We start from the raw sequence: 26,002 nt of genomic DNA, 5'->3' as shown, positions 1-26,002 counted from the left end.
GAATCTCCACCAATCATTCTAGAACGTTGTTCTCTATGACCACCGAAATTCTTACTTACACCCCCAAAAACAAAATTCGCTTTGTGACGGCGGCCTCTCTTTTTGACGGACACGACGCCTCCATCAATATCATGCGGAGGATTTTGCAACAAAGTGGGGTGGAAGTGATCCACTTGGGCCACAATCGCAGTGTGCAAGAGATTGTCCAATGTGCCATCCAGGAAGATGTACAAGGGATTGCCATCACCAGTTACCAAGGTGGGCATGTGGAATATTTCCAATACATGATTGATCTTTTAAAAAAGGAAGGGGCAAGTCACATTCGCGTGTTTGGTGGTGGAGGTGGAACCATCCTTCCAACTGAAATTGACGTTTTACACAAATACGGTGTGGCACATATTTATTCCCCTGATGAAGGAAGGACTCTTGGTCTGCAAGGGATGATCAATGATGTGGTCAAAAAATCTGATTTCCCTACACCTTTATCGTTTAACGGAAATTTGGCGTCTCAAATCCAAAACAAAAATTATTTAGCACTGGGGCAAGCCATCACTCAAATGGAATTTTCCCTTCTGCAAGAAAAAACAAATTATTCCATCAATTTAGAATTTCCACCTCCAAAGAAAAACATTCCCGTGCTTGGAATTACGGGAACTGGTGGGGCCGGTAAGTCTTCTTTGACAGATGAACTTGTTCGTCGCTACCTACATGATTTTCCAGACAAAACCATTGCGATTCTTTCGGTGGATCCATCCAAACGAAAAACAGGTGGAGCACTTCTCGGAGACCGGATTCGAATGAATTCGATTTTTAATGAAAGAGTGTATATGAGAAGTTTTGCGACAAGAGAAGCAAACATTGCTCTCAATCGCAGTGTGAAAGGTGCCATTCAAATTTTAAAGTCTGCCGGTTATGATCTCATCATTGTTGAAACTGCTGGAATTGGACAAAGTGATTCTGAAATTACGGAAGTCGCCGATGTTTCGTTATACGTGATGACACCGGAGTATGGGGCTGCCACCCAATTAGAAAAAATCGATATGATCGATTATGCGGATGTGATCTCCATCAATAAGTTTGATAAACGTGGGGCCCTCGATGCTCTGCGCGATGTTAAAAAACAATACCAAAGATCTCGTAATTTATTCAATGATCCAGTCGATGCAATGCCCGTGTACGGAACCATTGCGTCACAGTTCCAGGATGCAGGGACAGATGAACTTTATGCCCATTTGATTGGCGTTGTGATAGGGAAGTGCCAATTAGATTGGAAAACAAACTCGGCGAAAAATCAAAAAGGAGGAGAAGCCTCTGTTGTTCTTCCTCCAGATCGTGTAAGGTATCTCACAGAGATCAAAGAAGAAATTGATAGGAATGCCGATTGGATCACGAAAGAAGCGGAAATCGCAAGATCCGCCTACCAACTGAAAGGTGCTATTTCAGTTTTATCTAAAAAAGGCAAACCAACAACGGACTTAGAATCCGAATACCAATTGTTATGGGATTCATTGTCACTTGATTCACGAAACATTTTAGATACATGGTCTGAAAAAATTGAATCCTTTCGTAAGGAACAGTATTCTTATTTTGTTCGTGGCAAAGAAATCAAAGTTGATAACTATACGGTATCCTTAAGCCATTTAAAAATTCCCAAAATTGCCACTCCTCGTTTTGTGGATTGGGGTGATATTTTGCATTGGTCTTACCAAGAAAACTTCCCCGGTTTTTTTCCTTATACGGCGGGAGTGTACCCTTACAAACGAAGTGGGGAAGACCCAACTCGTATGTTTGCCGGAGAAGGTGGGCCAGAAAGAACCAATCGGCGTTTCCATTATTTGAGTTCGGGAATGCCCGCCAAACGACTGTCAACTGCCTTCGACTCAGTGACATTGTATGGGGAAGATCCAGACATTCGCCCTGATATTTACGGTAAGATTGGAAACTCTGGTGTGAACGTTGCCACACTGGATGATGCTAAAAAACTTTATTCAGGGTTTGATTTATGTGATCCTTCCACTTCTGTATCCATGACCATCAATGGGCCAGCCCCAATGGTTCTTGCATTTTTCTTAAACGCTGCGATTGACCAGGCTTGCGAAAAATACATTCGCGCGGAAGGGAAAACAGAGGAAGTTAAGTCTCAAATCCAAAAGATTTATGCGGCTAAAGGACAAGAGGTTCCTAGTTTCGGGGGGCCACTTCCAGAAACTAACGATGGTTTGGGTCTAATGCTTCTTGGCGTGACGGGTGATGAAGTATTACCGAAAGATGTGTATGCAAAACTAAAAAACGATGCCCTGTCCCAAGTGAGAGGCACGGTGCAAGCTGACATTTTAAAAGAAGACCAGGCCCAAAACACTTGTATTTTCTCAACTGAATTTGCCTTAAAGATGATGGGAGACATCCAACACCATTTCATCCAAAATGCAGTTCGCAATTTTTATTCGGTTTCCATCAGCGGGTATCATATCGCAGAAGCAGGCGCCAATCCCATCACCCAAGTTGCTTTCACATTGGCCAATGGATTTACTTATGTAGAATACTATTTAAGTCGAGGAATGGACATCAACGAGTTTGCTCCTAACCTTTCTTTCTTTTTTTCGAATGGAATTGATCCTGAGTATTCTGTGATTGGGCGTGTGGCTCGTAGGATTTGGGCGAAGGCTATGAAGTTCAAATACCGAGCCAATGAACGTTCCCAAATGTTAAAGTATCACATCCAAACTTCTGGTAGATCACTTCACTCCCAAGAAATTGATTTTAACGACATAAGAACCACATTACAAGCGCTATATGCTATTTATGACAATTGTAATTCCCTTCATACGAATGCTTATGATGAAGCCATCACAACTCCCACAGAAGAGTCCGTGCGAAGAGCTGTTGCCATCCAACTTATCATCAATCGGGAGTTAGGTCTTGCGAAAAATGAAAATCCATTACAAGGTGCTTTCATTATTGAAGAACTTACTAATTTGGTGGAAGAAGCCATTTTAACGGAATTCAACCGACTCACAGAAAGAGGTGGAGTGCTTGGTGCCATGGAGAGGATGTACCAAAGGAATAAAATTCAAGAAGAGTCCCTCCATTATGAAACTTTAAAACATACAGGTGAATATCCGATCATTGGTGTAAATACATTCCTCAATCGAAATGGATCACCGACTGTCATTCCAGGTGAAGTCATTCGATCGACAGATGAGGAGAAAAGACAACAAATTGGAAATTTGAAGGCGTTTCAAAAACGAAATGAAGACAAAACAGAGCTTGCGATTACAAAATTAAAACAAGTCGCTCGTGCGAAAGAAAATATCTTTCAAGAGTTACTGGAAACGGTGAAAGTGGCGTCCTTAGGGCAAATTTCTCACGCGCTTTACGAAGTGGGAGGTCAGTACCGCCGTAACATGTAAACAAAGGAAAGGGTAGTCCATCTACCCTTTGGTGACTCTATGATTTCTTGGGATTTAATCAAAAAACACAAACTAGGAATTCCATTACTCTGGGACATAACGATGGTTTTTGTTGTCCTTGGAAACTTAGCCCTTATCATTTTTGATTTGAGTTATTTGAGTTTACGACCGTTTTATTTTCACAAGTTTCCTGAAATTTTAAAACTATATGACAAATCAATTTTAGGAATTGAAACTCATCGAACTACAGTTGCTTACACTGATTTGGTGGATGATTTAAAATATCTTACTCAGCTTAGAGATGATGGTTTTCGAGAGAACCAAAGAAAAATCACAAGAGAAGAAATTTATAAAACTCTCACTTCCTTAAAATCGCAAGTATCCAATGAAAAGTTTGATTCCTTATACGCTAACTTTGAGTCAGCGATTCAAATTGAAGATGTCCAAGTCCGTCGAAAAAAAGTGGAAGAGACGTTAGTTCAACTCAATGATTTTTTTAGTGTTTTAGAAGAAACGGATGAAATTACAACTCTTAGTGAATTATCCGAAAAATATGCTTTTATCAACCGTTTGAGTGTCGAGGCAAATGAATCCAAAGAAATTTTATCGATTTTTCAAAAGATGGATAAACGGATGTTAGAGATTGTAGAAACCAATCCCTTTGCGATGTCAGGACAAACTCATTTTTTATCTGAAATTCAAACAGGTATAAAAAATGAATACCAAACTCATAAAACAAAAGCACGTGATATCAAATTAAGACAGGAACTAGATCCGGTTTTGAATCGAGATCGGATTCCTTCAACGGTAGTCGCCTTTGCTTGGTTTTGGAGAGATCAAAATAGATCTCTCGAACAAAAAATTGAATTCTTTAATGCTAACTTTAGAGAGTATTTTTCTTTGAACTATTACCGAGCGATTGCCTCAGATGGGAGTCCCGTAAATAACTATTTGTTGTTAGATGCTCCTTTTCTATTTTTCTTTTTGGCTGAATTTATCATTAGTTGGCTCATTGCCATTCGTAATAAATCTTATATCGCTTGGTTTTTATATCCGATTTATCATTGGTATGATGTACTCGGACTCATTCCTGTTGCTACATTCCGCTTTTTTCGTTTGGTTCGGGTTTATAAAATTTATTTGATGTTACAAACCAATCAATTCACTCGTATTTTAGGAAATGATTTGATCAGTAAAACATTACGTTATTATTCTAATATCATCAAAGAAGAAATTTCTGACATTGTTACAATTCAAATTTTGACAGAAACACAAAATGAAGTGAAGTCAGGAAATTCTCTTGACCAACTAGTGAATGCCATTGACCAAAATCGAGATGAATTAAAAAAAGTGGCGATTAAAAATATTGCTAAGTCGGCCCAAAATCCCAACTTGCAAGCGTTAATCCAGAATTTGGTAACAGAAGTTTCAGAACGTGTTTCTGCAAATATGAAACCCATATCTTTATTGCCAAAAGACATGCAAGCCAATCTTACCAAACAAATTAGTTTGACTATTTATTCTGCGATATCACAAGCAACGGTGGCAATGGCAACTGATCCTTCCGGAAGAAAGTCGATAGAGAACTTAATTGATTATATCATCGATGAAATGATTGTTTTTGCACAAGATCCTGATATGGTAAAACTCAATACGAACATTACTGTTGCTCTCATTGAAAATATGAAAAAATCAATTGGCGAGAAAAAATGGCTGAAAGCAGAAATCGGAAATAGTTAGAACTGCAAACTCTATTCACTTCTCCTACTTTCGAACACTGTTTTATGCTGAAAAAAGTCTTGTTTTCTTTGGGAAACAAGATGTGATCAATCCACTTTGATTTCCTTTTTTAGAAATTTATTTTTTGTTTGTTTGGTTTTATTTCCAGGACTTATACTGGTTGCTCAAACTAAAACTACAAAATTACAAACCAAAACCTGGATTCTTAAGGATCAGAAAGGAAATTGGAAACCCATGGAACTTGTATGGGAAGAAAGTTCTGGAGCCATTGCACCTGAATTTCGGTATGGAAAACACTACCGATTGGTAACGAGTAAAAATAAAATTTTACTCACACGGCAACAGTCACGCGCGGGAAAACAGATACTCAATGAAACGAGAGAGATATCGGCTGTAAATTACGAATCTTGGATGCAGAAACTTTTTAATACTGGCATTACTTCTTTAACGATCGAACCTTCTCCCGAGGAGACAATAACTGGAGTTAGTTACAATTTTGTTTCTTTCAAATTCGATTCCACCAAATCAAAGTTTTACTATATGTTGGAAGATAAAAAAAAACCAAGTCAGAAACAAAAAATAAGCATCATACAAATCATAGAGAGGATGAAACCATGAGTTTAAATCAAAATTGGAGAATAATCGGATTATTCCTATTATTTACGAGTGCAGTTTTTACTGAAGAATTTGATCCGAGTAGTGTTCGTTCCCCCGGCTGTAAACCAGGAACTTTTTCTTGTGGTTATATCCCTAGTTCCAAAGAAATTCAAGATAGTATCCCTCTCAAAAGAGATTTTAATTCTTTTGAAGAGTTACCAAAATCTATCGATTTATCTTCCATGATGCCTCCTGTTGGAAACCAAGGAAGGCAAAATAGTTGTGTCGCATGGGCCACTGGTTATGCGATCAAATCTTATTTGTTAAAAAACAAAGATCAAACCACAGAATATGATCCTCCCTTTGCTGGCGGAAAGGGAAACTTTGTTTTTTCACCTGCTTTTATTTACAACCAACAGAATGGTGGAGAAGATAAAGGTTTATATTATTATAAAACAATGGAATTCTTAAAGTCTAACGGTGCCGCTCCTTGGAGTAGTATGCCTTATTCTGATAAAGACTATCTCACGCAGCCTTCTCAAAGTTCTAAAAAAGAAGCTCTCAAATACAAAATTAAATCATTCTCAAGATTAAATTATAAAAACCCAGATGAGATAAAGCGAGTGTTAGCTGGCAAGAATGTTGTGATGGTAGGGATGATCATTGATGATGCCTTTTATAAGGTAAAAGGTTCTGCCGTTTATGACGAAAATAGTGGTCAGAGTTATGGTGGTCATGCCATGACGATCGTTGGTTATGATGATGATAAAAAATCCAAATCTGGAAAAAAGGGAGCTTTTAAATTACAGAACTCTTGGGGAACTAGTTGGGGAGACAAAGGATTCGGTTGGGTGTCTTATTCAATGCTTGCCAAAGTAGGACAAGAAACCTATGCCATTATTGATGAACCTGCGCCACAAAGTACTCCGATTGTCAATGTAACTCCAACAAAAAAACCAATTGCACCTCCAGCAGAAATTAAAGCATCAAAAGGTGAGTTTGACACAAAAATTGTTTTAACTTGGAAACAACAAGATTTGGCCGTTGCTTATTTGATTCAAAGAAAAGAAGAATCTGAATTTTATGATTTAGGATATTCGGATAAACCAAGTTTTACTGATATTTCAGTTTCACCTAACTCTACTTATGTATATCGTATCCTTTCTGTTGGAACGGAAGAAGTGTCGCTAGCATCTTTGGATGTCGAAGGATTTACTGCGGCTGAAGCAAATTCCAATGGAAGTATTGGGCAAGTTGTCGGTCTTACTGGTGTGATATATGTGAGTGGATCGACACCGAATGTGGAATTAAGTTGGTCTGCATTGGATGGGGCGACAAGTTACTCAATTGCGCGATCAGATTCCTCTCTAAAATGGAAAACAATAGGGACAAGTAAAATACCAAATTTTACAGATCCTTCTCCCAAAGTTGGTGAATCCAATTTTTATCGTGTGGTTGCTTTAGTGCAGTCCAAACCATCTGGTGATTGGAGCGAGTCTGTAGTGATTGATGTTGCAGATCAGAATTTATTGCCGAACCAAGTGAGTCAGCTAACAGCAACTCATGGAGATTATTCGAATAAAATTATTTTGAATTGGAATGCGGCACCTGGCGCTAAGGTATATTTTTTATATCGGTTTGATGAAAGGGCAGAACCTTCCGGTCAATTTGAAATTTCAGGAACCAGTTATACAGATACCGATGTTGCCATCCAAAATGGAAAACCATATCTATATACCATTATATCTGCAAATGATCTAGGTTATGCAGAGCCAAGTGAAGTTGCGTTTGGAAAAACAGATCCTGGACTTACAAAAAGAGCAGGTGGTGTGACTTTGGCTCCACCAAAACAATTGGTTTCAAATACCATTGGTAAGGATAAACTTGTCACTTTGAAATGGGATTCTGTAAAAGATAGTTTTGAATACTATATTTATCGCAAACAGATGAAAGGTGGAGGGAAGTTAGGAAAACTAGAATTTGTTTCTGGTGTTGATGCTAAAAAAAATTCCTTTAGTGAAACCTTTCCCGGAAATTCAGGTGATTTGTTTTTGTATTCAGTTCGCTCGAAATCGGAACTCGGTTCTGAATCGAAAGATTCCAATTTTGTATCTGTATTCTGGAATGAACCAAAAACCCAAGTGAAAAAAAGAGCTATGTCATTGGAAGAATTACCAACTTCTTTTGTGGGAAAATGGTCTTCTATGTATTGGAATCCAAAATCTGGTCCACAAACGGTTTGGGTAGAAATTTTAGGGAACGGACAAGATTTTACCGCTAAATTAAAGTTAAATGAAAAGGAAATTCAGCAATTTAAAGGATCATGGACACCCGGTAGCCATTCTTTAAAAACAAATGGATTTTTGTTTGAATTATCTAAATCATTAGAAGGTAATTCTTTGGCTCAGTTCCAATCCATCAAAGATTTTGACAATGGAACGGAACTGAGTTTTACCAAAGAAAAATAATTTAGATTTTCATTTTGTTAGAATGAAAATTTAAATTGTTTGTAAGTACATCCAAAGTGCTTTGAGTTCTGTGTCTGTGAGTTGACCCAAACTTTGCCAAGGCATTGGAAATTTCATTTCTGAACCATCGGGGCGTTTCCCTGTTCTGATGGTTTGGATAAAATTAGACTCCGTATAATTTGTTAAACCAATTTTGCTGATATCTTGAGCAGGTGGCCATTCTGGTGGTGCACCTTGGATCGGCCCTCCTTTTAGATTAAATCCATGACAACCAGTACAAGTTGATGCAACATATTTTCCGTAATCTAAGGAAACAGAAGGTGTAATGTTTGTTAAGTGAACTATGTCATGTTTGATGATTTCAGCAGAAACGAAAATAGGAATTTCTCCGATCAAAAATAGAAATCTTCCTAAAGGACCTGGTTTGATATCTCCTTGCGGCTTGTCAACGGCTGGAGTGGAACGCAAATAAGAAATCAATTTTCCAACGTCTTCGTTGGTCATTCCTTGGAAATCGGTCGAAGGCATAAATATTAAAGCCTTACCGTTTTTGCCTACACCATGTCGGATGGCGATGGCCAGTTCTTCATCAGATCTGTCTGATAAAATTCCACCTTTACCGATTGTTAAGTTAGCTCCGGATAGAGTTCCGATAGCTGGATCCTGAATGAATGTTTTTCCACTTCCATCTACGTCATGGCAATCACCACATCCTCTGGATTGGTAGAGGCGTTTTCCTTCGGCGATGTCTAAGGGTTTCGTAAATTTGGGAATGGGGACAGGTTTTACTTCGTAGGTTTTGTTCATCCGTATGGAACTAATCGTATAGATAGTTGTGACCAAGAGACCGAGAAAGCCCACTAAGGAAAGAAAGGTGATCAAAAGGAATCGGGATATTTTTTTCATAGGTGGTGGAATTAGAATCGAAATCAAAATTTGGTCAAGTGGGATTTGGGTGTTTGTATTCGCGTGTACAGGATTGGATATGAGTATCCCCGCCCGATTAGAGGGTGGGGAACTAGACCCGCCTCCCAATGAGTTCCAAATATCACAGTCTTTAGAAAAAGGAAATTTCTTTCTGAAATCTAAAAATTTTTAGTTCTAGAAAGTTCATATTTCTCTCTATTTGAGTCGTGTTTGTATTGGAATTTTTCCCGCCACCGATCGCAGTGGAAATCCTTTCCCGAAGGGAAAGATTGGAACGGAGAGCGGGATCGCTTTGTAGTAATGATAAGGGTTTACGAACCAATTGCGAGGCACCTAAATATCACCTATAAATTGTTAGGATATGGCATTGTAACAAATCCTTTGAAACCATCTTGGTAAACAGCTAGGTATAGTTTTTCTTTTCCTGGCACAACAACGATGATATAGGAAAATAAACTTCCGTCGTGGACTGAGTAGTATATCGGATTTGTTCCGTTAGGTGAAAGTGCGATGATACTTGTTTTTTTTGATACGGGTTGTAGTTTTTCAGGGATGTAGAGAACGAGACGTTTCCAAAATGGATGTTTGTGTAACCAAGTAATGAGTTTGGATCTTTCTACGGGGATGGCAATCCAAATCCGTCCGCTTGGATCTCTATCCATACCATCGGGAAATCCAGGAAGGCCTTCGATGACTAGTTCGTCTTTTCCGGATTTATCGCCGCTTAAGTGTAATCGAATGAGTCTGGATTTTGAAAGTTCATTCAGTAAGATAGAGGATTCTTGTTCGCTTTCTTTTTGCGAGTATTCCAATAAAATTCCATCCAAGTAAGTATACTGGTGTGCTATCAAGCTTGCGGTGTTATCTTTTAAATCATATTTCCAAAGATGTCCATTTCGTCCTAATGTGAGAACTTCTTGTTTTGATTGTATGCTCACGCCAAGGATTGCATTTGGATGGTCGTAGGGTTCTGTGAAATAGATCCTTTCTCCGTCTTTACTAATCGCCAAGTCGTCTGCTTTTTCCACATTGCGGCTGTTAGTATTATTTAACTCGCTGATTGGGATTTTAGTTTCTTTTCCTTTGGAATAAAAAATACCAATTTGATCATTGGATGGTTCTTTAGTTTTGTCTACAAGGGGAACTCGTGTGCCGATTTTACGAATTTGTTTTGTGGAAATAGTGAGTTCGTAAATTCCAGGTGTTTCGTTGAGGTTACTTTCATGTTGTTTTCCACGTGACAAACACATATAAATGATATCTTGATTTTTTGGATGAAACACCATACCACCAGGTAGAAGCGGAGTTTTCACAAATGGTTCCGCTAGGTTAGTGGTTAGATCAACTTTCCAAATCCATCCATCAATCGAAGCGACAAAGGCTCTGCCTAAATCTTCCTGGAGAAGGATTTCATCCTGCGCCGGTAAATTTGATCCACTAATTGTTATATTTTGTTTGATGGGATCACCTTCAGATTTGATTGATTCTATGGAAGGATTGTAAGGAAGATCAACAGGGCCTTTGATTTGATTTTTAAAATATTCTTCTGGTGTTCTGCAAGAAAATAAAATCAAACATACAAAGAATATAACGATCGGACTTGAGTTTCTATAGTTATGGAATGAAGAAGAGTTTATAATATTTTTTTTCATTTTAGTTGTCACCTAACTTTAAACTATCGGTAGGGATGGAATATAATCCTCTAGAGGTTGCGTCAAAGGATGGAAAATAAAGAGAATTCAAATTGGGAACTGCCACGGAGATATCTTTGATTTTGGAACCATCATGCATTGAATAATATAGAGCTTTTTTACCGGATGGATCAAGTAGTAGAATCCCTGTTTTTTTGGCGATGGGAAGGATTTGTTGGGGAATCGATAATAACAATGGTTTTAGCCACGGGTTGTTATGAACAAAATTAATAAGACCCGAACGAGGTTTGATGATCCCAACCCAAATTCTACCTAATGAATCTCTTTCTAAACCATCCGCAAGTCCCGGAAGATTTTCGAATAAAATTTCAAATGTTCCTTCTTGTTTGCCACTGATGTTTGCTTTGATAATTCTGAACTTTGTTGTTTCCGTGATGATGACTGATTCTTCTTTAGAAGAGGAATGATCGGCAATGACGATGCCATCAACAAAAGTAAATCCACTCATGATGAGAGAAACTGTATTTTGTTTTCTATCATACATCCAAAGTTTTCCATGAGGATAAAGTCCAATCGCCTCGGGAACGGCACCACTTCCCATTGCTGCATTAGGTCTTTCAAATGGTTCGGAAATATAAATTCGATTTCCATCTTTAGATACGGCGAGATCATTACATAGGGAGAAGGCTCTTGAATTGGATTCGTTTAAATTTCGAAGAGAGAAGGTCGGTCTTTTTGTTTCTGGATAAACTGTTTCAAAATCTGATTTTTCTAAATTAGGTAGGTTTAGTAAAAGCGGAACCACTGATTTTGTTTTGATATTAATTTCATATAAACCAACACGATTGTTTGCTTCATAATTAACTCCACCAAGTCTTGAAGCACAAGCGAGTATGGATTCATTGGATTTGTTTGAAAATTGTAATCCGGCTGGATTCACCGGTGGTTTTACCCAAGCTTCTGCTGATTTTGTTTTGAAATCTAATTTCCAAATCCATCCATCCATTCCGGAAGCATAAGCAATTTGATTTTTGTTATCGAAGATAAGATCGTCATGACCAGGTAACTCAGGAAAGTCGATTTTTAAATGGTTCAAAAAGGGATCTGGTTGGTTTACTTCTAGAATTGAATCAGGAACTTTTCCTAGTTTATAGGCTGCACCAATTTTGATATTACCGGAATTACATCCAATGAATAGAAAAAAGATAATTAAATAGATAGAGTTTATAGAAAATAAAAATTTCATATTGTTTCCTTTTGTGTTTTGTATTTGTTTACATGTGGGACATCGTCGTCTAACCAATAGGCTTTGTCTTTTTCCACTACTAAGATTTCTTCAAATTTAAAACCAGTTTTCCCTCTTCCTAAATGTGGTTCGATGGCCCAAAGTCCAACTTTATCTCCTTCATGATCAGGAGTTAAGAGTTCTGGCAAAACTTTGTGTGATAGAAATTCGTAAGATCCTTGTAAACTAAACCAACTTGCAAAACTAATTGGCAACAAAGGAAAGGAAATATTGGGAAGGTTTACTTTATAAACACGATGGCCTAGTACTGCAAAAGGATACAATGCATGTACATTATCGAATCCGGCATTTTTTGCATCGGAATCAATTTTCCACCAAATTTCAGAAGGAGTCATAGGTGAACTAAAATAGTTTGGAATTTCATTTCGAAGTTGTAATAGATAATCCATACCTTTATCGAGTTCAGAATTTTTGATTAGCGATGATGAATATCCAATATCGCCGATGTAACCATCTACCACAGGTGAAACGTCTAGAATAAAAGATTCTTCTTCCTTTAAGATTTTTTTGCCAGGATGGAATTGAGTGAAACGTTTGTATCCATCGAATCTTGCGTGTTCGCCGAACCAAGCAAAAGGTCTATGTAAAAATACTTTAACCCCATGATCCCGTAAAAATTCATCCATACGTTTGGCGGTTTGTTTTTCTGTCCAACCGGGAACCAATTGTTTTTCAACTGTGGTAACACAATCATAAGCAAGTTTTTGAGCTTTTAAAAAGCCGGCTTTCTGTTCTGGTGTAGGAATTCTGATTGATTCAGAATTTAATTTTGAAAATTTCGAGGAGAGTTTGGAAAACAATCCTCTTTCTTTGGTTAAGGGCATTGGTTTTTCTTTTCCTTGGTAGAAAAAGAGAATAACAAATTATAAATATCTCTGCTTGAATGATTCCGGTATTATTAAAAATTATTAAAGAATTTCGTTTGGTTCACAGAAGCGAACTTCTGCTGTTTTGAGATGTCCAAAAAATAAAGAAGGGATAAATCCAAAATTTTCTTTGAATGTTCTGGAAAAATGAGCCGAATCGGAAAAACCTGCTGCATGAGCCGCGTCAGTCAGATTATTGCCTGCTTTTAATTCTTTGACTGCTCGTAGAATTCTCACCCATAACAAATACCTTCGCAGTGGAATACCTAAGTTTTCTTTAAACAATCGAATCAATCTATCTTCTGAAATGGAAAAATCTTTTCCAATTTCTTTCATCCGAATGCTATTCGGAATTTCCATTCTAATTTTTTGAGCAATTTTTTGAATTCTTGGATCAATACTTGTTTCTAAGGTATCAAATGGATAAACCGTACGAAGTAAGTTTAATTGAAGTTTGGTGGCTTCAGTATCATTTAAATCACCATAATACAGTGCTTTAAGAGAATCCATTAAGGGTAAAAAATTTTGGATGTCTAAACGTTTGACTTCACCTGAAGATATATGTTTTGAGATAGAACCAAATTCGTAAGTTTCTGGATCTATCAGTAATGCCACCATTTCCACTCCAGGAGAAATGGTTCTGTGATGGGTGTTTGGGCCAACAAGTGCTACTCGGTAAAATTGTTTACCCAAATGTGTTTCGATCATGATTTCTTTTTCGAGCGAAATGGCGAGTGTGGCAGCATAATGGGAATGAAAATCAGTCTGCATGTTGTTTGTTGCAAACATTACGCGGCTATTCCATAAATAAAGTATGCTTTTGTTTTCAGACTCCATTTCGGATCCTCGTGTTTAAAAAAGAAAGTAGTAACAGCGTAAAACTAATAACTCATCTTTCATCATTTTTTCGAGATCGTTTTTTGGGGATGGGTAGTTTTTTTTTTTTGAGCTTTTTTCTTAGTTTTTTCTAAATTCTCAGCAACTCTAAATTTAACAATTTTTTTGATCAAATCATAGGGAATCGGTTCACTTAACGGAAATTGAATGGAACCTTTTCCAAATTTATATTTTGAAATTTCTTTTTGGAAGGCAATGTTCCCTGAAGGAAGAGCATAAAAACCTATATGTTTTGCATATGCTGCAAAATGAACTAAATTTCCATTCAACGCAAATGTTGGCATTGCGTAACTGATGGTTTCCTTTGCTTCTGGTGCTTCTTTTTGAATTGTACTTCGAATTTTCTGAAGGATGATTTGAACATCCTTCGGAAAATTTTCTATATATTCATCGATTGATTTAGGAATCGTTGCTTTCATCGGTTTCAACTTTCTAAACCTTCGCTTGTTTCCAACTTCCCTTAGTGAACAACCAAAGCGTAAATACACCAACAGAAGTTTCTGAAATCATTATCGCCCAGAAAACTCCAGTAGGACCAAATGCTAAATGTTTTCCTAATATATAAGCCAATGGGATTTGAATGATCCAAAAGAAAACTACATTGATTTTTGTGGGAGTGATGGTATCACCTGCGCCATTAAATGCCTGCCCAGCTGCCATCCACCAAGCGTAAATAAAATACGAATAGGATACAATTTGTAACCATTCTCCACCAATGTGAATTACTTCTTTATCATTAGTAAAGATCGCAATTAAATTTTCACCGTAGAAGTAATAAAGAATCGCAACAATGATCAAATAACCCATGTTACAGAATCCTGTAAACCATACGGATTGTTCTGCGCGCTCTGGTTTTCCAGCTCCAAGGTTTTGGCCCACTAAGGTTGCCACTGCATTGGACATTCCCCAAGAAGGCATCATGGTGAACATCATGGTTCGCATTGCTATTGTTGCTCCTGCAACGGTTTGGCTTCCAAACTCGGAAAGGATTCTCATAATAAAAATCCATGATGTCATTCCCACAATCATCTGGCCAATCCCACCAAGAGAAGTTTTTAATAAACCTTGGATTGTCTCCCATTCAATTTTTAGATGAGACTTAAGAATTCGAATGTGTTTTCCACCTTGGAATAATAACCATAATTGAAACAATACACCTATACCACGTCCTAAGTTTGTGGCAATGGCTGCACCTGTGATTCCGTATGCAGGAATGGGGCCCCATCCAAAAATCAAAATAGGATCTAAAATTATGTTTAGTCCATTAGAAATCCACAATACTCTCATGGAAATTGCGGCATCGCCCGCACCACGAAATACTGCATTGATGAGAAATAATAGAACAATTACGATATTTCCGCCTAACATCCATTGCATATAGCGATAACCTTCTGTAATTACCCATTCATCTCCACCCATGAGTGCCAAAAGTTCTTTTGAGAAAAAGATACCGGCTATGGCAAAGGGAAAAGATGCAATGATCGCGATCCAAATGGATTGGACTGCTGCAATTCCTGCTTTATCTTTTTCCTTTTCGCCAATCCTTCTTGCAACAATTGCTGTGACAGAAAAGGAAAGACCCATTGCTACAGAATACAATAGGAATAAATAAGTTTCCGTAAGACCTACTGTTGCAACGGCGGAAGCACCTAAAGCACTTACAAAGTATATATCTACAACAGCAAATACAGATTCTAATACAAGTTCCAATACCATCGGTACTGAAAGGAGAAATAGCGCCTTACGAATGCTAACTTCTGTATAGTCTTCTTCTGAACCGGCAAGAGCCTTCTTTAAATCATTCCATAAACTAGCGCTGGTCATTTTGAATTTTCCTGCCATAGATAAATTTTACCGCCTAAGTAAGAAATTGGTAGAGTTAGGATTACGAGAGACCAAGCATACCACCAAGGCCCCAAATGGCCGGCAAAAACGGCTCCAGTAATTCCTAATACAAGTCCAATCCCACCCAAAACAAAAGAGTGAAACATTGGATTTTTTGGTGCTAATTTTGCTGTTAAGTAACAACCAAAGATACTAAATACAATTCGATAACCTAACACAAATAAAACCAGAGGTGTTGATACGAATAAATTGTCATAAGGTATGATTCCCAAAATTTTTAGAATTGTATCCATTAAGACGGAAAGTATCACGTTGGAAAAGAATCCAGCGAGAACGGCGATAAAACTTTTTAACATATCGATAAATTTCCTTTAAAATCGGTTGTTTGGTTCAACGAAATTGATTTTTGACCTTATATTGAAAATTGGAAAAAAATTTCTTTAATTAAATCCTTCTTAAAATGAGTGATTGATTAAGAATTACCTTTCTTATCTAAATATAGATTGAGTCTTGAAAGTGTTTCTTTCCCACCTTCTATTGCCCCAATACCTAACTTCGCATTTCGAACGTTTGTATCAGAAAAAGTCATTTGCATCTTAATGATTGTACGGTTCGGTTCGAGAACTATAAGAAATATCTTCACTAAAAAATCATCTTTTTTATTTATATTGCCTGATCCATGTGTGTATTCCATGTAATCGAATTTTCTGATTTCTTTATATTCGATTACATTTGGGTAGTTTGTCCCGTCTGGTCCAAGCATATTAAAAATCCATTTTCCACCAACGCGAAAGTCTTTTGATTGTGTAGTGGTTTTGAACCCGTTAGGCCCCCACCATTGTCCTACGGATTCGGAATCCGCAAATGCATTGAATACTAATTCTTGTGGATGGTTTAAAGTTTTTTCTATATAAATTTCGTTGGATTTTGGCAGGGCATTTTCATCTAACTTTTCAAAACTTTCTGACCAACCTTCTTTCATTCCAGAATTTGCAAAGCCATCACGAATTTGATTGTTTGCAAATTCAGTAAGAAGAGTGACTTTTGTTTTACCATCAGTTTCTTCGAATAGAACTTTTAATGTTGAGTTTAAAAGTTCTTTGTTACTAATGGGTCCTGTTAATTTCTGAATATCATTTACCCATTCTTCCGGATGTTCATCTACCAAATCACTAATCACAAAACTTTGAAAAGGATTGATTTCTAAAAATTTACCAATGACAGGGTAATCCACTCCATCAGGAGATCGCATAACAATTCTATACGATCCACCCACTTTAAAATCAAATTCGACAGTAGGGTTTGTGAATCCTTTTGGACCCCACCATTTTGAAATGTGCAAAGGGTTTGTCCAGACTTCCCAAACTAATTGGATTGGAGCATCAAACATTCGTTCGATACGAACTATATTTTCTTCTAATGTAAGAATTGATTCTGATTTAAACATTTCAGTTTTTCCCTTTTGATTTTTGTAATTCTATTAAGTAGGCATCCAAACGATCCAATCGTTCTTCCCATAACTTCTTGTATTGTTCTAACCAATCATTGGCTTCTTTGAGTGCTTCCACCTTCAACCGACAAGGTCGGAATTGGGCTGCCTTACCTTTTTCGATTAACCCTGCTTTTTCCAGGACTTTTAGGTGTTTAGAAATTCCAGGTAAACTCATCTGAAAAGGTTCTGCCAGTTGTATCACTGTGGCCTCTCCTGAGACCAGTTGCATGAGGATCTTTCGGCGGGTGGGGTCTGCCAATGCTTGGAAAGTTGCATTTAAAGTTTCTTCGGATTCTAGTAATTTAACCATATAGCTAATTAACCTTTTGGTTAAATTGGGGGGAGTGGTAGATTTTGTCAAGGGAGATTTGTGGGTTTTGGATGGGGGGTGGGGGTACAGGATTGGATATTGGTATCCCCGCCCGATTGAGGGTGGGGAACTAGACCCGCCTCCCAATGACTACCTTCTATCACACCTACTCAGTTTCGCGAGCAGATCTTCCCCAAACAAAAAAAATCTCTCGGAAAGTTCATAGTTTCGAAAAGGAATGTAACTTCAAGATTGAAGCAACACTAAACGTTTAGTGTTAGATTCTTAAAAGATATATCCCAATCAACATTGACGAAAAATGCTTGTAAGCTTATGAGATATGCATAAACAATTGTTAGGTATTTGGTATGGTAATTCTTTAAATTGGCAATATCGAAGACGGGAATTATGAATGATTCAAGAAATGAATGCGAATGGAATGTTGTTTTGTCGGCCAGAAACTTATATGACTAGCATAGACATTTAAAAAGTGTTATACGACATTCGTCGGATTAAATTTTAAAAAAGAGAAAAATATGAAAGAAAATATTAAGAAAATCTTATTTGCAGGTCTACTAGTCATCTATTCAAACGTCACTAGTTTAACTGCACAATCGTTACAGCCCATTCTTATTCGACCTTTCGGTGATTCTATCACTTATGGTGTTGGTTTTTCTGATTGGGGTTATTGTTACGTTTCACAAATTAACCAACAACTTTGTATGCCTCCTGCTTTGGCTGGAGGTGGATATAGAGGATGGTTGACTTTACTTGCTACTCAAGGTTTAGGATTATATTTTACTACTGAAGGTTACCAAAGCGGTGGTTCCTATTATTTACAATGGATAACTAATACTCAAACTCATGATGGTTATCCAGGTTATCGAACTGACCAGCTAATTCAAATCTCAACCTTCGCTAGTTTTTCCAACTTTACATTATTACATGTTGGTACAAATGACATTCTACAAAATAAGTCTTACGAAACCGCTGCAAATAACCTATTTATTATTATTAATAACATTCTAGCAGCAAATACAAATACTACAGTTGTTGTTGCTAAAATAATTCAAATTTCATCCATTAATCAACTGTTTTCAAATCTAAATTCGCAAATACAATTATACAATAGTCTTATTGATAGTAAATATAACGCTCTACCGCCAATTATAAAAGCTAGAGTCAGGTTAGTAAATATGTTTAACCTCTTAAATGATCAAAATGATTACTCTCAAGACGGCATTCATCCAAATGCCAGCGGATATTTCAAAATGGCATGTAATTGGATGGCGGGAATAAACAATTCAAATCCTTCTGGACCATGCAGTGGATTAAATTTTGAAAAATTAAAAATGCAAATGAATTCTAAAGGTTTCGATGACAATGATTATAAATCGCCAAAAGATAAAATAGAAAAACTAATAAAAGGAGAACTGTAGCTCCCCTCTCTAACGCCGAACGTCGTCTCCCCAAGTTCGTTATGCGGAAGTCAGTAAAAAAATAAGGAAAGTATATATGACAAAAAAGATTCCAATAATATTCATTCTTACATTGATTGTATTTACAATATTTAATAATTGTAAGAAAACCATTGCAAGCTCTAGCCCGACTTTCCATGTAGAATGGTTAAAAGAGTATATAAAGGAAGAAGATTTATTAACAGAAGAAGGAAAATTGTTAGAAGATATTGCCTCTTTCCACTATCAAAGATTCGTAATTGATAGAATTAGAGGCGAAAAGACTTCATATGTAGAAAGTGATATACCAAAAATCATTTCATTTATTAAAAATACCAAAACCAATCTAAAATTTAATAGAATAAAAGATAATCTTGTTTTGGTTCATCATTTAGGATTTGATTCTTCAAGTGATATCGTTAATGGTTCTCAACTTTGGATAAAGACAAAAAATTCATGGAAAATATTTGATAATGAAGATAATGTTAAAAGTATAAATTACCAGAATGTTTATTTAGGTTCTATTGCAAATTTACAAGGAGAAAAATTAATTGTTAATGGAGGATGTTGCGACACTGACACATTAGTCATTTTTGACGTTCTTGGAAATGGTGATTTCAAAAATATATATTCAAACACCCTCTATGGAAACAGTTATTCAATTGAAAAAGAAGGTGATTTATACGTAATATATGAAGTGACTGTCGAAGGTGAAAAAACTAAAATCGAATTTTAGAATTGCTGACATTCGCATAATTGCATTAGTAAAAATTAATAGTTTAGTTAAAAATGAATAAGATATCGGGTGAAATACTTGGCTTTTTAAAAAAAGAAACAACAAAAACGATGTTGTTAAATGCAAAGAGTTTTATTGAATTATTGGAAAATCAAAATATCCCTCTAACTGACTTTTATCCTAAATTACATGAAAACTTAATTAATTTATATTTATCTGGTCACTTATTTGATTCAATTCCTTTAAATCACTTTAATGATGAAAATAACCTAGATGACGATAAATATTTCAAAAATTTAAATTGTTCACTGATTTCAAATTTAAAAGAGGGTTCTTTGTATTGGGAAATTTTTGATCCTACATACTCTGAAACTAATGGTGTACCTAGTTTAGGATGGAGAGAAGAAGACAAGATGCCAGTTCAAGGTTGGCTAGATGATGACATGTCAGATATCTATCGTGATTTAAAAACTCAAATAACCAAAATTGAATCACTAGAAAGTAACGAAATTGTTGAAGATGGTCTTTGGACTTTAAAATGGAGTTTTCTCCATCATTGGGGAAAACATTGTATTGATGCGCTAAGATACCTTCACTATTTTATTTATGATGGGAAAAAATATCCTATTTGAATTTATATGAAAAAATATTCACTCACGTCTCCGCTAGTCCGTTTTACGACATTACTTAAATGAAACAAAAGATATACAAACTTACAATAATCCTAGTATCCTTTCTCATAATAATCTATACTATTCTATTTATATATACTGTTGGTAACGCTTATTACATAAGAGAAAAAGCATCGGTAATTAATGAATTGAAAATCTCAAAGTCAATACTTTCCGATAAATCATTTGAACCTATTTATATTTTTAAATGTGAATCAAATTCCGTCACTTTACCTTTGGAAGTTTGCGAAAATTTTAAACAAAAATATCCAAAACTATGTTCTGAATCCTACTTTTCGTTTGTTTTAGACCAATATGACTTCTGCGATTCAATAGACTATAAAGACAAAGTCCAATTTGGGAACGTATCTTGCCCTGAGCACTTATATAATTTGTTTCACAAGAATTATGATAATTCTTTTTTCCTACCATTTGATGAATTTATTCATGACACAAGTAACATACTTCTGTTAGAATCTTTTTTCGCATTTCATAAAGACTATTCCATTGATTTATTGAGACTTGAAAACGGACAACTAGAAGTAATTTCGAAGACAAATATCTCAATAATTACTAAAAGTGGAAGTCTGCTACGCCTAGAGCTACCAAGCGAAGTCAATAAAAGTCTAGAATCTATATTGGAATATTCAAAATTTATAGGATGTGATGTAGTTAAATACTAGGCAAATTAAAGTCACATAATATTCATTATTCGGGATCGAAAAAATATAATCTAGGGCAAATAAAATGATAAACCAATTAAAATACATCGCGATTTTGCTTACCACACTTTCGTGTATGACAATTCCAATAGAAAACTACGAATTAAATCATCTTGATTATGATAAAATTAGTATAAATAAAACGGCAAAAATTTTTATCTTTGAAGACCTTAGAAAAGGTGAAAATAAGGATGATTCAATACTTGCCATGATCCCTTTGGTTTTTTCAGCTGGAGCCAAATTGAATTTTCCTGAGGCAGATACATTAAGCGTAAATTCACCGATCAAATACTATATAGCTGATATTATCAAAAAAGAATTGGCTAACCAATATCAGTTTAAAAAGATCTTTATTTCTGAAAATACTTCCGATAATGAAGATTTCAATATTTTTGGAAAAATTAATACCTATACATGTAATAGATATAATACTACGTATGGATTGGGACTTTTTGGAGTATTTACGTGGTATTTTGGCGCGCCGATTTTTAAGACAGAGTGTATTTTAAATCTAGAAATTATAATTAAAAATAAATCAGGAGGAGTTATTTTCAATAATAGTTACCTTGAAAATGAGACCAATTATATTGGTTTGTATTACAACCTAACTACTTCCTCAAAAATACATCCTATGCTAATGAAAAAAGTTATGTATAAAATAAATTTAGATTTGAAATCAATCCTTCGTTAGTTTTCAAAAATTCGTTTAACTTGTGCTAACTGTTAAGAAATGCATTCTCTTTAATGCTCGGTGTTAGATTTAGGGCGAGCATATTTCGATTCGTTGGAATTGCTTTCCCAATTTGGGGAAGCATGTTTCCCATTAAAACAGAAAGGAATAAAATTCATTTCAGAATTAAAATCTTGACTCTTTCGAAATTTACCAATCTTTTAAGTAAAAACAAATAAAGGTACAAAATGAAATATCTCAAAATAATAGGTTTAGTCTTTCTTATGAGTTTTCTAAGTCAGTGTATTACTTACTTAAAAAACGATTACCCTGCATATAATCCTGCAAAAATTGATAAAAAAATCGCGAACGTAGATTTCATACTATATTTTAACCACTACAACGCAATTAATGAACGTTCGGAAGTCAGTTATGCAGTTCATCAAGCGAATAAACAAGTATTTACAAATATCATTGCTGGCTGTAATTGCATAAACAAGTTTACTGTTTACGTGGATGGTCTTGATGATGTTAGCAAAATTAAAAGTAAAAATTTAGTCAATATTGAAGTAACTACTAGAGTGCAACCAAATGTTTCTCTCTATTTGACTGCCACTCTTTTTGTCCTTTCCGGTACAATGTTTCCCATTTTCGGAGAGATAAACGGAAAAACTGAATTCGTTGCATTCAATCAGGGAAAAGAAATTAAGAGATATACTTATGAAAACGATGTCATTGAAGTTAGACAAGGGTTACTACTTTTTGTAATGCCATTCAGAAGATTGAATTATATTACAAATCAAAATGTTCCAGACAATTTTGTTAATGATATCTATAGAGACAAACTTTACCCAACCGAATGATTATAAATAGAAATCCAATCTCTGTTTTTTGTTTGGAATGGAGATTGGTTTTGTTCAGTAAAAATCAGATAAAATAATCCTTAACCTGAATCCACTTTCTCTATTTCTCTTCCGCCACTGCATCATCTGCAACGACTAGGTGTTTGTATTTTTCTGGTTGGTTGGTTTTCAGATAATATTGTAAAATAGTTTCTACATCGGCTTCGGTTTTCATAGCAAACCATTTCCCTTCCGGGTAAGAAACTTGGATGGGCCCAAGTTCACAACGATCCAAACAGCCAGATTTTTGAACTCGAAACTTGTATTCGATTCCTGCTTTGGCAGCTTTTTGTTTGAGGAGTTTTAATAGTTCGATGGAACCTTGGTTTCCGCAAGACACCCGTTCGCCGGGTGCCCTTTGGTTTTCACAGACAAAAACATGTTTTTCATAAAACATTGGTTTCTCTTTTCCTTAATTTTCTAAACCGCGTAGTCTTCCATGGGAATACAAGAACAAACCAGGTTGCGATCTCCGTACACATTGTCCACGCGACCAACACTTGGCCAAAATTTACGTGTGCGTAACCAAGGTAATGGGTAAGCCGCTCGTTCTCTTGGATAGGAATGGTTCCAAGAATCACTAATGACCATATCTGCCGTGTGAGGAGAATTTTTAAGAGGGTTATCTTCTTTAGAAAGAACACCAGATTCAATATCACTGATTTCTTTTGCAATCGCTAACATAGAATCAATGAACCTGTCGAGTTCTTCTTTTGATTCTGATTCTGTAGGTTCTACCATAAGAGTTCCAGGAACAGGGAAGGACATGGTAGGCGAATGGAATCCGTAGTCAATCAGTCGTTTGGCGATATCTTCTACTTCTACACCACTGCCTTTTTTAAATCCACGCATATCCAAAATACACTCGTGAGCTACAAGACCTTTGTTTCCACGATATAAAACTGGGAAGGAAGATTCTAATTTTTTAGCAATGTAGTTTGCATTGAGAATGGCAATCTTTGTAGCAAATTGTAATCCTTCAAATCCGAGCATGGCAATGTATGCCCAAGAAATCACAATGATGGATGCAGATCCCCAAGGAGCAGCAGAGACCGCCCACTGGCTGTTATTTGATCCATTTTCTACAAGGCTATGCCCAGGAAGGAAAGGTGCTAAGTGTTCGGCAACACCGATTGGTCCAACACCTGGCCCACCACCACCGTGTGGAATACAAAAAGTTTTATGAAGGTTTAAATGACAAACATCAGCACCAATATCGCCAGGTCTTGTGAGACCTACTTGTGCATTCATATTGGCTCCATCCATATACACTTGCCCACCATTGTCATGGATGGTTTGGCAAATTTCTTTGATGGAAGCTTCAAACACACCATGTGTGGAAGGATAGGTTACCATAAGGGCACCTAAACTGTTTTTGTATTCGGTTGCTTTTTTCTTTAGGTCATCTACATCGATGTTTCCATTGGAATCACAATTCACTGGAACCACTTTGAACCCAGCCATCACTGCGGAGGCGGGATTCGTTCCGTGGGCAGAAATAGGAATGAGACAAATGTCTCTATGCATATCATTACGGCTTTGGTGGTAGTTTCGAATGGCAAGTAAACCTGCATATTCTCCTTGCGAACCAGCGTTAGGTTGGAGAGAAACCTCAGCAAACCCAGTGATTTCACAAAGCCATTTTTCTAATTGGCTAAAAAGTGTTCTATATCCTTCTGTTTGGTTTTCAGGAACAAAAGGATGGATATTAGAAAGTTCAGGCCAAGTAACAGGATACATCTCAGTCGATGCATTGAGTTTCATGGTACAGGAACCAAGTGCAATCATGGATGTAGTCAGAGATAAATCTTTTGATTCCAGCCTACGAATGTATCTTAACATTTCTGTTTCTGTATGGAAACTGTTGAAGACAGGATGAGTCAGATATTGTGATTTTCTTTCTAATAATTCAGGAATTTTCCATTCTTCTTTTTTAGTTAGATCTTCTAGTGGAAAATGAAGCGCCTTGTTTTCATTAAAAATTTCAAGAAGGTCGTTTATATCTTTTAGGTTTGTTGTTTCATCTAAAGAGATGCTGATCACATGACCAGAAACCTGTCTGATATTGATTTCTCTTTCTTCTGCATAGTGAATGATCTCTGCAGAGGAAATTTTAGACAATTCCACACGAATGGTATCAAAGTAAGGATTAGAAATAATTTTGTATCCGAGTTTTTCAAGACCAGTGGCAAGGATCGTTGTCATCCGGTGGACTCGTGATGCAATTTGTTTTAAACCTTTTGGCCCATGATAAACTGCATACATAGAAGATAAAACAGCAAGTAACACTTGCGCTGTACAAATGTTAGAAGTTGCTTTGTCGCGGCGTATGTGTTGTTCTCGTGTTTGAAGGCTTAGGCGGTAACCAGGTTTTCCTTGCGAATCTTTGGATACTCCAATGAGGCGGCCTGGCATATTTCGTTTGTATTCTTCTTTGGTAGCAAAGTATCCGGCATGTGGACCACCAAATCCAAGTGGCAATCCAAATCGTTGTGTGGTTCCTACAACCACGTCGGCATTCATCTCACCAGGTGCTTTTAAAATGGTAAGTGCTAATAGATCAGCAGCAACAACGGTTTTTCCTCCCACTTTGTGGAGGTTTTCTATAAATTCACTAAAGTCGTAAATGGTTCCATCAGTAGAAGGATATTGTACTATCGCTCCAAAAAAATCATTGGAAGGAACCATCTTTTTAAATGAACCAACAACAATATTGATTCCGAGTGGAATCGCACGAGTACGGATCACATCCAATGTTTGTGGATGAACCGATTGTGATACAAAGAATGATTTTCCTTGTGAATCTTCTTTTAAAGAGAAAAGCATGTTCATGGCTTCTGCCGCAGCTGTCCCTTCATCTAGAAGAGATGCATTGGCAATTTCCATTCCTGTTAAATCAGTGATCATGGTTTGGAAGTTGATGAGGGCTTCCATACGACCTTGGGCAATTTCTGCTTGGTAAGGAGTGTAAGCCGTATACCAACCTGGATTTTCCAAAATATTTCTTTGGATCACGGCAGGTGTGATACAAGAATAATAACCAAGTCCTAAATAAGATCTGTAGATTTTGTTTTTAGAAACAATTTTCTTAAGTTCTCTTTGGAGAGCGTATTCTCCAATCGGATTTGGTAAGTTGAGTTCCTTTTTTAACCGAATGTTTTCCGGAACCGCATCGTTGATTAGATCATCCAAAGCCTTATAACCAATGGTACTAAGCATCGAAGAAACAGTTTCTTCTGTTACACCGACATGGCGACGGAGAAAGGTATCACTTGGTTCTAATGTTTCTTCGTAAGGGGAATGGAGAGGTGATGTAGGCTTTTGGGAACTCACT

At 36.5% G+C, this 26,002-nt stretch carries 21 protein-coding genes; 9 read left to right on the top strand and 12 right to left on the bottom strand.

What is annotated here, in order from left to right; all coding sequences use genetic code 11:
* The first annotated feature begins 35 nt into the window (after positions 1 to 35).
* From EHQ24_RS09920 to EHQ24_RS09905, 4 genes are all read left to right on the top strand, one after another.
* Entirely contained in the window at positions 36 to 3,410 is a 3,375-nt protein-coding gene (locus EHQ24_RS09920; RefSeq protein WP_135601488.1) for a methylmalonyl-CoA mutase family protein, read from the top strand.
* 39 nt (positions 3,411 to 3,449) lie between these two features.
* Positions 3,450 to 5,150, top strand: a complete 1,701-nt coding sequence (locus tag EHQ24_RS09915; RefSeq protein ID WP_135601487.1) for a hypothetical protein — start codon at positions 3,450 to 3,452, stop codon at positions 5,148 to 5,150.
* A gap of 234 nt (positions 5,151 to 5,384) precedes the next feature.
* Positions 5,385 to 5,768, top strand: a complete 384-nt coding sequence (locus EHQ24_RS09910) for a permease (RefSeq protein WP_244310373.1) — start codon at positions 5,385 to 5,387, stop codon at positions 5,766 to 5,768.
* On the top strand, positions 5,765 to 8,215 hold the full coding sequence (locus tag EHQ24_RS09905; protein WP_135601486.1) for a C1 family peptidase: 2,451 nt from the start codon (positions 5,765 to 5,767) through the stop codon (positions 8,213 to 8,215). The genes EHQ24_RS09910 and EHQ24_RS09905 overlap by 4 nt, the downstream gene beginning before the upstream one ends.
* A gap of 30 nt (positions 8,216 to 8,245) precedes the next feature.
* On the opposite strand, the gene EHQ24_RS09900 is transcribed toward EHQ24_RS09905, so the two are convergent.
* The 10 genes from EHQ24_RS09900 to EHQ24_RS09855 all read right to left on the bottom strand — a co-directional run bounded on the left by EHQ24_RS09900 (position 8,246) and on the right by EHQ24_RS09855 (position 17,510).
* The gene (locus EHQ24_RS09900; protein WP_135602432.1) at positions 8,246 to 9,022 is read right to left on the bottom strand and encodes a c-type cytochrome; all 777 of its coding nucleotides are present in this window, start codon (positions 9,020 to 9,022) and stop codon (positions 8,246 to 8,248) included.
* A 464-nt stretch (positions 9,023 to 9,486) separates the two neighbouring features.
* Complete coding sequence (locus EHQ24_RS09895) at positions 9,487 to 10,794, bottom strand: SMP-30/gluconolactonase/LRE family protein (protein WP_135601485.1); 1,308 nt, start codon at positions 10,792 to 10,794, stop codon at positions 9,487 to 9,489.
* A gap of 1 nt (position 10,795) precedes the next feature.
* Positions 10,796 to 12,040, bottom strand: coding sequence for an SMP-30/gluconolactonase/LRE family protein (locus EHQ24_RS09890; protein ID WP_135601484.1), 1,245 nt, complete (start codon positions 12,038 to 12,040; stop codon positions 10,796 to 10,798).
* Entirely contained in the window at positions 12,037 to 12,924 is an 888-nt protein-coding gene (locus tag EHQ24_RS09885; protein ID WP_135601483.1) for a M24 family metallopeptidase, read from the bottom strand. Before EHQ24_RS09885 ends, EHQ24_RS09890 begins: the two co-directional genes overlap by 4 nt.
* 84 nt (positions 12,925 to 13,008) lie before the next feature.
* Positions 13,009 to 13,755 (bottom strand): helix-turn-helix transcriptional regulator, encoded by a 747-nt coding sequence (locus EHQ24_RS09880; RefSeq protein WP_135601482.1) that lies wholly within the window; start codon positions 13,753 to 13,755, stop codon positions 13,009 to 13,011.
* Between the two features lie 110 nt (positions 13,756 to 13,865).
* Positions 13,866 to 14,282 (bottom strand): iron chaperone, encoded by a 417-nt coding sequence (locus tag EHQ24_RS09875; RefSeq protein ID WP_135601481.1) that lies wholly within the window; start codon positions 14,280 to 14,282, stop codon positions 13,866 to 13,868.
* A 13-nt stretch (positions 14,283 to 14,295) separates the two neighbouring features.
* Positions 14,296 to 15,687 carry an MATE family efflux transporter gene (locus EHQ24_RS09870; RefSeq protein ID WP_135601480.1) on the bottom strand — a complete coding sequence of 464 codons (1,392 nt, stop codon included), beginning with the start codon at positions 15,685 to 15,687 and terminating at the stop codon, positions 14,296 to 14,298.
* The gene (locus tag EHQ24_RS09865; RefSeq protein ID WP_135601479.1) at positions 15,684 to 16,064 is read right to left on the bottom strand and encodes a hypothetical protein; all 381 of its coding nucleotides are present in this window, start codon (positions 16,062 to 16,064) and stop codon (positions 15,684 to 15,686) included. The genes EHQ24_RS09870 and EHQ24_RS09865 overlap by 4 nt, the downstream gene beginning before the upstream one ends.
* 116 nt (positions 16,065 to 16,180) lie before the next feature.
* Positions 16,181 to 17,155 (bottom strand): SRPBCC family protein, encoded by a 975-nt coding sequence (locus tag EHQ24_RS09860; protein ID WP_135601478.1) that lies wholly within the window; start codon positions 17,153 to 17,155, stop codon positions 16,181 to 16,183.
* Position 17,156: 1 nt separating this feature from the next.
* Positions 17,157 to 17,510, bottom strand: a complete 354-nt coding sequence (locus tag EHQ24_RS09855; RefSeq protein ID WP_135601477.1) for an ArsR/SmtB family transcription factor — start codon at positions 17,508 to 17,510, stop codon at positions 17,157 to 17,159.
* A gap of 536 nt (positions 17,511 to 18,046) precedes the next feature.
* On the opposite strand from EHQ24_RS09855, the gene EHQ24_RS09850 reads away from it, so the two are divergent.
* The 5 genes from EHQ24_RS09850 to EHQ24_RS09830 all read left to right on the top strand — a co-directional run bounded on the left by EHQ24_RS09850 (position 18,047) and on the right by EHQ24_RS09830 (position 22,629).
* A complete protein-coding gene (locus EHQ24_RS09850) occupies positions 18,047 to 18,949 on the top strand; it encodes a GDSL-type esterase/lipase family protein (protein WP_135601476.1) in 903 nt (300 codons plus the stop codon).
* A gap of 76 nt (positions 18,950 to 19,025) precedes the next feature.
* Positions 19,026 to 19,703 (top strand): hypothetical protein, encoded by a 678-nt coding sequence (locus EHQ24_RS09845; protein WP_135601475.1) that lies wholly within the window; start codon positions 19,026 to 19,028, stop codon positions 19,701 to 19,703.
* 53 nt (positions 19,704 to 19,756) lie between these two features.
* Complete coding sequence (locus tag EHQ24_RS09840) at positions 19,757 to 20,335, top strand: DUF5063 domain-containing protein (RefSeq protein WP_135601474.1); 579 nt, start codon at positions 19,757 to 19,759, stop codon at positions 20,333 to 20,335.
* Positions 20,336 to 21,121: 786 nt separating this feature from the next.
* Positions 21,122 to 21,787, top strand: a complete 666-nt coding sequence (locus EHQ24_RS09835; RefSeq protein ID WP_135601473.1) for a hypothetical protein — start codon at positions 21,122 to 21,124, stop codon at positions 21,785 to 21,787.
* 227 nt (positions 21,788 to 22,014) lie between these two features.
* Positions 22,015 to 22,629 (top strand): hypothetical protein, encoded by a 615-nt coding sequence (locus tag EHQ24_RS09830; RefSeq protein ID WP_135601472.1) that lies wholly within the window; start codon positions 22,015 to 22,017, stop codon positions 22,627 to 22,629.
* Positions 22,630 to 22,729: 100 nt separating this feature from the next.
* Here the strand turns inward: EHQ24_RS09830 and EHQ24_RS09825 are convergent, their stop codons facing one another.
* Positions 22,730 to 23,065, bottom strand: a complete 336-nt coding sequence (locus tag EHQ24_RS09825) for a (2Fe-2S) ferredoxin domain-containing protein (protein ID WP_135601471.1) — start codon at positions 23,063 to 23,065, stop codon at positions 22,730 to 22,732.
* Between the two features lie 23 nt (positions 23,066 to 23,088).
* A complete protein-coding gene (gene gcvP, locus EHQ24_RS09820; protein ID WP_135601470.1) occupies positions 23,089 to 26,001 on the bottom strand; it encodes an aminomethyl-transferring glycine dehydrogenase in 2,913 nt (970 codons plus the stop codon).
* Position 26,002: the final 1 nt, after the last annotated feature.

The sequence above is a fragment of the Leptospira noumeaensis genome (genome assembly GCF_004770765.1).
In the GTDB taxonomy this organism is placed as follows: Bacteria; Spirochaetota; Leptospiria; order Leptospirales; family Leptospiraceae; genus Leptospira_A; species Leptospira_A noumeaensis.
This window is presented reverse-complemented; position numbering and strand designations above follow the sequence as displayed.